We start from the raw sequence: 12,021 nt of genomic DNA, 5'->3' as shown, positions 1-12,021 counted from the left end.
GCTCAGCGCTTAGGTCGCTGCACTGCGGCACAACAGTTGACCGCGCAGGAAACGCCGTTGGTGGTCGAGCCGAGCAACGGCTCGACCCCGAGGCGGAGCGGCGGCTCACCGGCCAGACGTTCGGAAATGAGCGTCGGTACCAATTGAGCAAAACGTGGGTCCTGGCCCGGCGTCGCCGCCCGCACAAAATCCATTCCGAGTTCTGCGGCTTTGTCCCTGGCCTCGGTGTCGAGATCCCACACCACTTCGAGGTGGTCGGAGACAAACCCGACAGGACATACGATCACCGCGCGAACATCCTTGGTGGACAACATATCCAGATGATCGCAGATGTCAGGGTCGAGCCACGGCACCTGTGGCGGGCCGGATCGTGACTGCCACACAAGATCAAAATCATCGACGCCCACAGCGCCGGCAACCAGGCGCGAGGCTTCAGCGACCTGACGGCTGTACAGGTTGCCGCCCAGCTCGGGCGGTCCGGCATTTCTGTCGGCGGCGATCGGTACCGAATGCGCCGTGAACACCAGCCGAGCGTCGTCGCGAGTCGCCTCGGGCAGAGCCGCGCGCGCCGCCCGGATTCCGTCGGCAAACGCGCCGATGACCAGGGGATGGTCGTAATACTGACGAAGTTTGGTCAATGTCGGTGCGCCGTCACCGACCGCTTCACGAGCACGGACGATGTCCTCGTGGTACTGACGGCACCCCGAGTACCCGCCCCACGCCGACGTGGCAAAGACGGCCGCGTTACGGATACCGTCGTCGCGCATCTGTGCCACAGTATCCTCGACCATGGGGTGCCAGTTGCGGTTTCCGAAGTAGATCGGAAGATCCAGCCCCGCCGTTGCCAGTTCACCCCGGACTCGCTCGATCAAATCTCGATTGAGTGCATTGATCGGTGAAACTCCACCGAAATGCATGTAGTGCTCAACGACCGCATCAAGACGCTCAGGTGGAACTCCCCTTCCCCGCGTGACGTTTTCGAGAAAGGGTCGAACGTCCTCGGGTTTTTCGGGACCGCCGAACGACAACACGAGAAGAGCATCGAACTTGTCGTCCACACCAACAGTCATGCCTTCAATCTTGCGCGATGCCGATCGGCAGACAAAACCCGGGTACGCACTGTTGTAGTAGAACTAACTGTAGTAGAACTAACAAGGCTTTTCGCGAGGCGGATTGTCGCCGTCGTGCGTCCGAACTCTCGCCTCGGCATACGCGGCGAGGGTCGATTCGCCGATAGTTGCGGTGGCAGGGTGGAACTCGATGCTCACCCCATGCGCGGCGAGGAGTTCGTCGGTCCAGTAGTCGCGAATGCGCGGGTCGATTCCACTGAGGTGCAGCTGACCGCCAACCGCGTCGAGTCGACGAGCATAATCCGCGACGATGGTGAAGAACGTTGCGCTTACCGTCGTGCGCCCCCTCAGCCGCAGGATCACCACCGGCGACCTCGCACCGGCGGGATCCGGCAGATGCGCCGCAAGCGTGCGCGCTCCCGCGTAGAACAGGCTGCCGTACACGTCGAGTATCACGATCTCGTTGTCGGAGAGTTGTTTCGGTGCGCTCGCCTCGACCAGTTGGTTGCCGTCCACCCGCAGGCGGACCACCTTGAGGTCGATGGCTTCCTGGTTCAGCTGCAGGATCAGTGAGAGCGCGACCCCGATTCCCACCGCGGCTGTGACCGGCAGCAACAGCGTCGCCATCAGCGTTGTACCGAACACGACCCGGGAGGTATATCCGCTGCTCCAGATGGCCGACAGCTTGGCCGGATCCAGGGACCCGGCAGCTGCCACAATCAGGACAGCTGCGAGGGTTGGCATGGGCACTTGCCCGACCAGTCCCGCGAAGGCTGCGAGCAGGACAACCAGCCACAAACCCGACCAGATCGCTGCCCAACGGGTACGGGCACCCGCTGTGCGATTGAGCGCAGTCTGCCCCACCGATCCTCCGACTGGCATCCCGCGGAGCAAGGACGCAGCGACGTTGCCGACACCTTGCGCAGTGAAGTCTTGATTGGCGGACGAGCGTGAGCCGTCCGGATTTGGGGCGGATTCGGCCACTCCGGCACCTTGGACCAGCACAATGACCGCCACCGTCAGCGCGCCACTGAGCAGGGCGGGGCTCAGCACGGTCAGATCGGGAAGACCCGGGATCGGGAATCCAGTGGGGATAGTCGCGATGTCGGAAACGCGGCTCACCGAATCCCAACCCAACGCCACCACAAGAACGGTCGGCACGATCAGCGCAACCAACGATGCGTATAACCGCAACCGGGTCTGTCCCAACGTCCACATGAGTATCAGGGCACTGACGCCCACCACCGCGGACCGCCAGTCGATCTCCCCCGGGTGCGTCAACACATTCACTGCCTTCGCGAGCGCAAACCCGCCTTCCGCGTCTACCCCCAACAGCGCCGGGATCTGACCGAACGCGATGTTGGCCGCAACCCCGAGCAGAAATGCGGTCATCACGGAATGTGAGACGAAGCGCGTGTATCTCCCCAGCCGCAAGACGGCGGCCACGATCATCACGCCACCGGCGACGAGGGTAAGCATCACCAGAGCCGCAGATCGGTCCTCATCGGGGATATCCGTCAGAGCCGACCCCGCAGCCAGTGCTGAGGCACTCGTGGTGGTGACCACCATCAGACGGGTACTGGTGGACAATCCTCCGAATACCCGGCCGGCCATGCTCGCATAAAGACCGTGCAGCGGACTCACTCCGGCGAGCACACCCGAGGCCATACCGTCAGGCACGCTACCGATCGCACCGGGAAGACCCGCGATCACATCGGCTCGGGTCATTCGCTCGCGCGGCAGCAGAGCACGTATGCGACCCAGAACTGCGCTCATGTAGCCCCGAGATACGACATGTGGCGCCCTTCGTCCGGGAGGTGATTTCGTGATCCCATCGTCGACCACGGGTGCACTGTCCCGCCTCATCCCGACCGGGTGAAGCGCCGCGGGCTTTCTCTTCGAGAACTCCGCAGGATCACAGCGGCGTGAAGTTCTCCAATGCAGCCATCGCATCGAGCTGTTCGAGATAGTGCGCCAGTGATCGATGAACTGGGCGGAACGGGACCATAGTGACGCCTGCTTCGTCCATCTCGGCAAGCGTCTCTTCCACCTGATCAGGGTGCGCGGCCGGGTCCAGAGAGTCCGCACCGCAGATAACCTCGAAGCCCGCGGGACGCTCCGGAAATCCTGCCAACATTGTTCGGAGGGTCTCCATGTCCGGTGCGCCGGGCATCCACCCGTCACCGAGCGTCACAGCCCGCCGCAACGCGCGCTTGCTGTGCCCACCGACCCAGAGCGGCACGCGCGGTTGGATCGCGTGGGGATCGATGATCAATCCCTCGAAATCGTAGAACTCGCCGTGATACTCCGGTTCGAGCTGTGACAGCGATGCGCGTAGCGCGCGCATCGCGTCATCTGCGCGCGGGCCTCGTCCTTCGAATGGCACACCCAGTGCCTTGAATTCCGCCTCGACGGTCCCTACGCCCAAGCCCAGAACCACGCGCCCGCCGCTCATCCGGTCCAGAGTCCCGTATCGCTTGGCGATCTCGAGGGGATGGTGGTATCCGAGGACAAGGATGTTCGTCACTAGGCGTAGGCGCTCGGTCTTTCCAGCCAGATACGACAGGGTTGCCAGAGGATCCCAATAGCGCGTTCCGCGCCCATTGGGCAGCTGAGGCGACCATACGTCGGAGGGCATACCGATGTGTTCGCTACAGGTGACGAAATGGAAGCCACGCCGATCGGCATGCTGCGCAACCTCTGCGACTTCCTCGATCCCCGCGCCCAGTTCCCAATCCGCCGTCCGGCCTGGGATGACGCTCACGACCGGTGTACTGATGCCGATTCGCATCGATGCAACTCCTTCGACTGTGCACCGGCACGTAAGGGTGACGGCCGCTCTCGGAGCTGAACGTACCAGAAGAATGAACGCTGTTCATTGTGGATCCAGGGCTCGTCTACCCGAGCGGTTGAGCACCTCGTTGTGCGAGCATGAGGGCCATCAGTCCGGATTCCTGACTCTGGGTGGTGATCATGTCGCGGGCGGATTGTTTGACCGGACCGTCGGCTAGAAGTTCGTCGGCCGCCTGGGCCATGACGATCCCGCCACGGTGATGACGCTCCATCAACTGCAGGAACAACACTTCCGCATCAACCCCCGTAGCTGAGGTGAGAGAGTCGAGTTCGGCCATGGTTGCCATCCCCGGCATCGACGCCTGACCGCGAGTTGCGTCTGATGTCACAACGCCATGGTGCGCAGCAAGGTCCGTCGAATTCGACGCGGTGTGCATCCATTCCATCGGAGTGCGACTACCCGGGGTCACGTTCACGAGTCGCAGCCAACCGAGCATCATCCCGATCTCGGTCCGCTGCGAATCGTCGATCTGTTGCGCGAGCCTACTCACCGCTGGATCGACATTCGTGTTCAGTCGCTGGGCGATGAACAGGGCCTGCTGGTGGTGCGCGACCATATCGTGAACAAACCCGATTTCGTTGTCGCTCAATATCTCTGCAGGCGCAGCCTGCTCCGTGAACATCAGCGGCCGCAGCGCCGCACCGAGCACAACCAGCATCACCGCAAGGCAACCGAACGCTGCGACGCGCACTACCCGCGTCGTCGTCATGAACCGACGGTCGAGTGCTGATCAGCCGGTGGCGAGTAGACGTCGGGATCCAGTTGCAACGCCATGAACCCGTTGTCCGCGCACGTCACCCACAGCTTGCTGCCGCGCCACTCCGGCGCCGAGAAGCACCAGTCCGTGGAGATGTCGCCTTGAGTGAGCATCCCGCTTCGCGCGCTGAGTGCTTGGTTCGGGTCGAATTGACCACTGAGAATCGACTGGCCGATCGCGGGCGCGCTCAGCAGCGGAACGCCCAAGATCGACGCCAATGCGTGCGGTGAGTTTGTCAACGCAAGATTGTCCCCCGTCTTCGCCGGCGGGTTGTAGTAGGCGATTTCCCGGACGTCGAACGGGTCGCGGACATCAAAAACCCTGATCCCGGACGATATCCACCCGCACGCGAGAGCCGTGGGATTGTCCGGGCGGTCCGCTGCGCAGTAGTGCGATTCGTAAGCAAAGGCCGAACCGCCGGACGCTGACGCGAGCGAGGAGTCCTGATTCTCGGGAAGGTTGATTTCGAGCTTGATCGAGTTGGCGATCTCCGGTCGGGCTGCGTCGGAGACGTCGATGAGTTTGACGCCGCCCGAACCGCCCTCGTCGACGGTGAACAGATACGGTGCGCCGTCGTAGTTCACCGGAATACTGTGCTGCGTCGCCCATCCGTCGGTCCACGAAAGCTGAGAGAGTTGGCGAACCTGAGGATTGGGGTCACGTCGCTGCACCGCACTGACGTCGAGTACGTGGATGCCGCCCATATTGTTCGACAGGTACAGCTGATTCCCGTCGTCGCTGACGCCGATTCCGTGGGTCGAGAGACCGATCAGGTCCTGCCACACCACCTTCGGGGTGGAGGGATCGGTGAGGTCGACAGCGCTCACGATGCCGGGCGCGGTACCGGAAGACCAGTAGGTGTTGCCGTCCGGGGAGAACCCGCCCTCATGCGATGTAATGGGAAGGAGCATCCCCAGATTCGTTCCCGGTCCCGGATTGAGCAGTTTCGGATGAGCGCAATCGGAGATGTCGTATACCGACATCATGCCAACGCCGGTCAACAGGGGAACTCCCGTTCCCACCAAGAGTTTTCGCTGCGTGTTGACCTTGAGGCTCTCCCACGTTCCCGCGAGCATGGCAGGTTCGGTCAGCGTTGCAGTGAGTTTCGGGTTTGCCGGGTCGGAGGCATCGATAACCTGCACGCCTTGTGCGGGTCCGAGGAGATTTCCGGGGAAGAAGCTGCCGACATACGCGCAGTTCTCGAAACTGGTTGAGGTGATTCCGCCGCCACGGCCTTCGTACCCACCCAACCGAGAGATGTTGCAGCTGTAGCCCGTTCGACTGCGTCCGCTGTTACGGTCTTCAGCTGGTGCATCGCCCTGCAATCCGGTTTCCGGCTGAGAATCCTCGTTACAACTCGCGCGCTCGACCGCATCGCTGCCGACGGCATGGGATTCGTACACCGTACCTGGACTGGATTCCGGCGCCGCTGCGGCGCCGACCACTGGAAGTAGCAGTACGGCCGCCGCGGCAACAATCGCGGACCTGACCGTTCGACGAGCGCTCAGCGGTTTCATCTCTGCCCAACCCCCTGTGTATCGGGCGTCGGCGATACTCGACCGTATCTCCCACCTACCGACGTCCTGACCGAATGTCCGGTTCCCTGGGGAAGTGTGCGTGATGCACGCCACTCTCGTCAAGAGTGAACGCGACTCTCCATCAGATACCGGAGGTCTCAGGTATTTACCAAGTCAGCGTCGAACTTCAACGAATCGTTCGGGTTGATCGGGAACGATTCGAGGTCGGGGCATGCCAGGATCTCTTTCGCGGCGGCCCGACTGCACCCCACGAGAGTCGAATCAAAATCGACCTCTGTGGCAATGCACCACGAATGGTCCTGCGGCCACACGAGATTTGCTGACGGCGTCCAGGGCTTTGCACCGATCAGGTCGGGGATAGTCGACGCTTCACGAAGGGATCCTGACAGCACAACATAGTCCCGTCCGGGGTGCCGCAGCCGCGGTCCGGAGATCAGTTCCCGGGCGAGCGAAACAACGGGTGCGGGGCGAGATTGTTTCTTTCCGGCGCTGTAGATCGCCGTAGCTCCGGCATGAAAGAAGCCATTGCCCTCCCACACCGCGAAGTAGGCATCGTCCGGTGAATTCGTATGGCCCGCAAGAAGATCGACAAGACGCTGATTGTCGGGCGGATCGAGTGAACCGATATCAGGCTCACCGCCGTCCCAGAGCTCGCTGCGCGGATTCACGGAATCAGTGGCGTCGATCAAACGCCACCATTGCACAAGCGGATGAATCCGCCGACCGGTTACGGCGGCAACATCACGCCAGCGGACCACGTGAGTGCCGTCGACGTCGACGGGATGGAGGACTCGCACGTACGCGTCGAAACCCGAAGGTACAACTGCCGTCAGCGCACCCGACAACCGTTGTTTGATCCAGTCACCGACCGCCACGTCGTCGACTGGTTCCATCATCGATGTCCCCCGTGTTGATGTCCCCCGTGTTCGCCCTCACCTGGACGTAGCTCGTCGAGCAGGCAAAGGCGAACCGGATTCAAACTACTAACCCACCATTGCGTGGAAACCGCCGTCGACGTAAATGATCGACGCAGTTGTGCCCGGCAGCCAATCCGAGAGAACGGTGCAGACCGTCTTCGCAACGGTTTCACGATCTTCGACGTCCCAGCCGATGGGCGCCGCACTGTCCCAGCCGGTGTTGAGCTTGTCCAACTCGGCACCCGGGCCGGTGCTGTCGCCGGCAATTGCCTTGGCTGCGAGCGTCTTGATCGGGCCCGACGCAACAAGATTGGAGCGGATGCCACGAACGCCGACCTCTTTGGCGACGTACCGGTTCACGGCCTCGAGGGTTGCCTTGGAAACACCCATCCAGTTGTAGAACGGCATCGCACGCGACGGATCGAAGTCCATACCGACGATGGAACCCTTGTCGTTCAGAACCGGCAGCAGCGCCTTTGCGAGGGCACTGTACGAGTAGGCGGACACCTCGAGAGCAACAGCCACGTCACTCCACGGCGCGTCCATGAACGGGCTGCCCAGGCACGAGCGCGGGGCAAAGCCGATGGAGTGGACAACGCCGTCGATGCCCTCCGGAGCCAACTCGCGGACACGATCGGCCAAAGTGGCCAGATCTTCCGGGTTCTGGACGTCGAGGGAGATGGCCGGCGGCACCGGCTGCGGTAGGCGCTGAGCAATGCGGTCGATCAGACGCAGACGATCAAAACCCGTGATCAGCACCTTGGCGCCCTGCTCCTGCGCAACCTTCGCCACATGGAATGCGATGGACGAATCGGTGATGATGCCGGTAACGAGAATGGTCTTACCCTCGAGCAAGCCGCCCATGAGTTGTCCTCCTGAAGTGAGACGTACGAAGTGAAAGGAAAGTGTGGAAGCGGGGACTAGTGCCCCATACCCAGTCCACCGTCAACCGGAATGACGGCGCCGGACACGTACGCCGAATCGTCGGAGGCCAGGAAACTCACTACTGCCGCAACATCTTCCGGCTTGCCGGTGCGCTGAAGCGGAATGTGTTCGGTGGCCTTGTCTTTCACGTCGTCGCCCAGCGCTGCGGTCATGTCGGTCTCGATGAAGCCGGGGGCGACCACGTTCGCCGTGATCGAACGGGAGCCCAGTTCACGGGTCAAGGACCGGGCGATACCGACGATGCCCGCCTTGGAGGCCGCGTAGTTGACCTGCCCGGGGCCACCGGCAAGCCCCACAACCGATCCGAGGAAGATGAAGCGTCCGAAACGCGCTCGCAGCATCGATCGCGTCGCCCGCTTCGCAACCCGGAACGTACCCGTCAGGTTTGCGTCGATAACACTGGTGAACTGATCTTCCGACATGCGCATGATCAGGGTGTCGTCGGTGACACCGGCGTTGGCGACGATGACCTCGACGGGGCCCTGATGTGCCTCGACCTCTTTGAACGCGCGGTCGATCGACTCGGAGTCGGTGACGTCGCAGACAACACCGAAAAGGCCTTCGGGTGCACCGCTGCCGCGGTGTGTGACGGCGACCTTGTGTCCGTCTGCGGCCAAACGCTGCGCGACAGCCAGGCCGATACCGCGGTTACCGCCGGTAACCAGAACCGAGCGTGGAGTGGTGACGGTCCGTTCTGACACCACTGGGGTGGAAGGGGTAGACATGGCGATCAACCTATCAATTCCAGGGCCGAGTTCCGGCAGTAGTCGGACAAACGAAAATGGTGCAGGGTCATGGCAGCCTTTGGCGAGTGACCAAGGCAACGGTCAAACCTGCGGTGGCAAACAGAACTCCGAGAATCAGCCACGGCTTGCTTGCATCGCCGCGGGTGGTCTCGAATCCGATCTGCTCTTCCAGCGTGTCGTACACCGCACGCAACTCTTCGAGGCTGGATGCGGTGAAAAAACTTCCCCCGGACAGATTCGCGATTTCCTTCAGCGACGCGTCGTCAACAGGAACCGGAATGCGATCACCCTCGATTTCGACCCGACCGTATGTCGTGCCGAACGAAATCGTCGAGATCGGAACACCTTTGTCTTTGGCCTGACGTGCTGCGGTGAATCCGCCGCGCGGGTCATCCGAATTGTCGGGGACCGTCTGCTTACCGTCGGAGAGCAAGACAATCCGTGCGGGCGGAGCCTGATCACTCCCGCCGAGAACGGCGGACAACGTGTCGATCGACTGCAGTGACGTGAAGATCGCTTCGCCGGTCGCGGTCCGCTCGCTGAGCTTGAGATTGTCGATGGCAACTTTGGTCGCGTCGCGATTTGTCGTGGGAGACACCAACACCGAAGCAGTTCCGGCAAACGCGACCAGTCCCAGGTTGATGCCAGGCGTCAAACCGTCGGCAAACGATTTGGCCGCCTCTTGAGCGGCCGCGAGACGTGTCGGTTCCACATCGGTGGCCTGCATCGACAGCGACACGTCGATCACCAGGATGACGGTTGCCCGGTTCCGCGGAACCTTCTTGTCCGCTGTGGGGCCGGCCAACGCTACCGTGAAGAACACCAACGAGATCACCATCAAAATGGCGGAAACGTGGCGCCACCGGCCCGGTCGTGACGGCGCCACCTTCTCGAGGAGATCGAAGTTGGTGAACCGCAACGTATGTCTCTGACGCTGCTTCTGCACATAGACGTAACCGGCTACCAATGCGGCGATGACGACCAGGAACAGCAGCCACCACGGCGCAGTGAATTGAGAAAGACTCACGAACGAACGCCCCCAGTTCCGGCGCCGACACCGAAGCTGTGACGGCGTGCCGAGATGAATCGAACCACGTCGGCGATCCAGTCACGATCGGTGTGCAGTGACATGAGCGGTGCCCCACACCGGCGCAGTGCCTGCTGAACCTCGACGCGATGCTCAGCGGCTGCGCGCGCAAAATCCGCGCGCAACTGCGGAGTGGTCGAGAACTCGCGCGTGCGACCGGATTCCGGGTCATGCAACACGACGTCACCGACATCGGGCAGTTCGAGGTCGCGCGGATCCACCACTTCGATCCCGAGCACGTCATGACGACCGGCAATGGCGCGCAACGGACGTTCCCAATCCGTCGGGCCGAGGAAGTCACTGATCACGACGGCCAAGCCGCGCCGACGCTGTGGGCGTCGTAGCGCCTCGATTGCGCCCACCAGATCTCCGCGCACACCGTCCGGCGCATGGGGGGTGGTCGCGATCTTACGAAGCATCGCCTGAGCGTGGACGCGGCCTCCCCTGGCCGGAATCCGTGTCATCTGCGCGCCGGTGGAAATGATTGCGCCGACGCGATTGCCGCCCGAACTGGTCAGGTGGGTCACCGCAGCAGCGGCTGCCACAACCAAATCGCGCTTCTCACAACCTGCGGTACCGAAATCGAGGCTCGCGGACAGGTCGATCACCAACCACGTCTCGAGTTCGCGATCGGCTACCGACTGCCGCACATGTGGGTGCGTCGTACGAGCGGTGACAGACCAATCCATCTGTCGCACATCGTCACCGGGCTGATACTCGCGAGCCTCGCCGGGTTCGGAACCGGGACCGGGGATGAGCCCGAGATGATCACCGTGCAACACCCCGTCGAGCCGGCGGCGGACCGTCAACTCCAGTGTGCGCAACGCAGCGGTCAGTCGTGGGTCACGAAGTTCACCGGACTCGAATGACGGCGGTGCACCGGCATGACCGGGAAGGTGACTTTCCGTCACTGCGGGCGACTCATCGGATCAGGGCTCATGAACTGCGCGCCGTTTCCCGCGGGATTGAACTGCGGTGCGCCCTGCTGAGGTTGCTGCGTCGGCTGGCCTACCGGCTGTCCCGGTACCGGTTGTGGTCCCGCGACAGTGGGCACCGGGCGCGCGGCGATCTGAGGCAGACCGACCGTCTGCAGGACCCTCGTGATGACGGCGTCCGGAGTGACCTCGTCGGCGAGTGCGTCGTACGACAACACGAGCCGGTGGCGCAACACGTCCGGGATGACCTCGACGACGTCCTGCGGGACAACGTAATCGCGGCCACGCACGAGGGCGAGCGCTCGGGAGGCTGCAATGATGCCGAGTGTTGCACGCGGCGACGCACCGTAGGCGATCCAGCCGGCAACGTCGTCGAGGCCGAATTCCCTCGGCGTACGGGTGGCCGCGATGACCCGAACCACGTAATCGACCAGCGCGTGGTGGACGAAGACGGTGCTCGCGACGCGCTGGAGCCGAACCAACTCTTCGGGACCGAGAATCTGGTGGGGTTCCGGCGCGGCGACGCCCATCCGGTACACGATTTCGCGTTCTTCTTCGACGGTCGGGTAATCGACCAGGATCTTGAACAGGAAGCGGTCACGCTGCGCTTCCGGGAGGGGATACACGCCCTCGTTCTCGATCGGGTTCTGCGTCGCCATGACCAGGAACGGGTCCGGCATGTGGTAGCGCTTGCCACCGATGGAGACGTGACGCTCGGCCATGACTTCGAGCAACGCAGACTGCACCTTTGCCGGTGCACGGTTGATCTCGTCGGCCAGGACGAAGTTTGCGACCACTGGTCCCAGTTCGGTGTCGAACTCTTCGCGTCCCTGTCGGTAGATACGCGTACCGATCAAGTCGGTGGGTACGAGGTCGGGGGTGAACTGCACACGGGAGAACGATCCGCCGACCACCTTCGCAAAGGTTTCGACGGCCAGCGTCTTCGCGACACCGGGAACGCCCTCGAGCAGGACGTGTCCCTTGGCCAGTAGCCCGACGAGTATCCGTTCGACCAGTCGATCCTGGCCGACGATGACTCGTTTGACCTCGTAGATCGCTCGTTCCAGTGTCTGGACGTCGGCGGCGAGCGACGGAGCTACCCCGTCGGAATTTCCACTCGCCTTGTCTACGTCGACCGATCCGATCGAATCTTCACGTGAGGTCACCAAGAA

Annotated in this window: 11 protein-coding genes; all 11 read right to left on the bottom strand. The window is 62.5% G+C overall.

The window, feature by feature from the left end; translation table 11 throughout:
• Positions 1-2: 2 nt before the first annotated feature.
• Positions 3-1,070, bottom strand: a complete 1,068-nt coding sequence (locus C7T36_RS22620) for a ferrochelatase (RefSeq protein WP_045067722.1) — start codon at positions 1,068-1,070, stop codon at positions 3-5.
• A 78-nt stretch (positions 1,071-1,148) separates the two neighbouring features.
• Positions 1,149-2,846, bottom strand: a complete 1,698-nt coding sequence (locus tag C7T36_RS22615) for a SulP family inorganic anion transporter (RefSeq protein ID WP_045067721.1) — start codon at positions 2,844-2,846, stop codon at positions 1,149-1,151.
• A gap of 139 nt (positions 2,847-2,985) precedes the next feature.
• Entirely contained in the window at positions 2,986-3,861 is an 876-nt protein-coding gene (locus C7T36_RS22610) for an LLM class F420-dependent oxidoreductase (protein ID WP_045067720.1), read from the bottom strand.
• Between the two features lie 106 nt (positions 3,862-3,967).
• Entirely contained in the window at positions 3,968-4,633 is a 666-nt protein-coding gene (locus C7T36_RS22605; RefSeq protein ID WP_045067719.1) for a DUF305 domain-containing protein, read from the bottom strand.
• Positions 4,630-6,198 (bottom strand): LVIVD repeat-containing protein, encoded by a 1,569-nt coding sequence (locus C7T36_RS22600; protein WP_045067718.1) that lies wholly within the window; start codon positions 6,196-6,198, stop codon positions 4,630-4,632. Before C7T36_RS22600 ends, C7T36_RS22605 begins: the two co-directional genes overlap by 4 nt.
• A gap of 158 nt (positions 6,199-6,356) precedes the next feature.
• The gene (locus tag C7T36_RS22595; protein ID WP_045067717.1) at positions 6,357-7,115 is read right to left on the bottom strand and encodes a hypothetical protein; all 759 of its coding nucleotides are present in this window, start codon (positions 7,113-7,115) and stop codon (positions 6,357-6,359) included.
• An 87-nt stretch (positions 7,116-7,202) separates the two neighbouring features.
• Positions 7,203-8,000, bottom strand: coding sequence for an NADH-dependent enoyl-ACP reductase InhA (gene inhA, locus C7T36_RS22590; protein ID WP_045067716.1), 798 nt, complete (start codon positions 7,998-8,000; stop codon positions 7,203-7,205).
• A gap of 56 nt (positions 8,001-8,056) precedes the next feature.
• On the bottom strand, positions 8,057-8,806 hold the full coding sequence (gene fabG1 / locus C7T36_RS22585) for a 3-oxoacyl-ACP reductase FabG1 (RefSeq protein WP_045067715.1): 750 nt from the start codon (positions 8,804-8,806) through the stop codon (positions 8,057-8,059).
• A 67-nt stretch (positions 8,807-8,873) separates the two neighbouring features.
• Positions 8,874-9,854, bottom strand: coding sequence for a VWA domain-containing protein (locus tag C7T36_RS22580; RefSeq protein ID WP_033232085.1), 981 nt, complete (start codon positions 9,852-9,854; stop codon positions 8,874-8,876).
• Positions 9,851-10,825, bottom strand: coding sequence for a DUF58 domain-containing protein (locus C7T36_RS22575; protein ID WP_045067714.1), 975 nt, complete (start codon positions 10,823-10,825; stop codon positions 9,851-9,853). The genes C7T36_RS22580 and C7T36_RS22575 overlap by 4 nt, the downstream gene beginning before the upstream one ends.
• On the bottom strand, positions 10,822-11,994 hold the full coding sequence (locus C7T36_RS22570; RefSeq protein WP_084702877.1) for a MoxR family ATPase: 1,173 nt from the start codon (positions 11,992-11,994) through the stop codon (positions 10,822-10,824). Before C7T36_RS22570 ends, C7T36_RS22575 begins: the two co-directional genes overlap by 4 nt.
• Between the last annotated feature and the right edge of the window lie 27 nt (positions 11,995-12,021).

The sequence above is a fragment of the Rhodococcus sp. AD45-ID genome, from assembly GCF_003023755.1.
GTDB lineage: Bacteria > Actinomycetota > Actinomycetes > Mycobacteriales > Mycobacteriaceae > Rhodococcus_F > Rhodococcus_F globerula.
The sequence above is the reverse complement of the archived record's forward strand: the minus strand, read 5'-3'. Positions and strand labels throughout refer to the sequence as shown.

Bases quoted from the DNA above. Each gene is read 5' to 3' on its own strand.
- C7T36_RS22620 (WP_045067722.1), bottom strand. From the start codon at position 1,070: ATGACTGTTGGTGTGGACGACAAGTTCGATGCTCTTCTCGTGTTGTCG.
- C7T36_RS22615 (WP_045067721.1), bottom strand. From the start codon at position 2,846: ATGAGCGCAGTTCTGGGTCGCATACGTGCTCTGCTGCCGCGCGAGCGA.
- C7T36_RS22610 (WP_045067720.1), bottom strand. From the start codon at position 3,861: ATGCGAATCGGCATCAGTACACCGGTCGTGAGCGTCATCCCAGGCCGG.
- C7T36_RS22605 (WP_045067719.1), bottom strand. From the start codon at position 4,633: ATGACGACGACGCGGGTAGTGCGCGTCGCAGCGTTCGGTTGCCTTGCG.
- C7T36_RS22600 (WP_045067718.1), bottom strand. From the start codon at position 6,198: ATGAAACCGCTGAGCGCTCGTCGAACGGTCAGGTCCGCGATTGTTGCC.
- C7T36_RS22595 (WP_045067717.1), bottom strand. From the start codon at position 7,115: ATGATGGAACCAGTCGACGACGTGGCGGTCGGTGACTGGATCAAACAA.
- inhA (WP_045067716.1), bottom strand. From the start codon at position 8,000: ATGGGCGGCTTGCTCGAGGGTAAGACCATTCTCGTTACCGGCATCATC.
- fabG1 (WP_045067715.1), bottom strand. From the start codon at position 8,806: ATGTCTACCCCTTCCACCCCAGTGGTGTCAGAACGGACCGTCACCACT.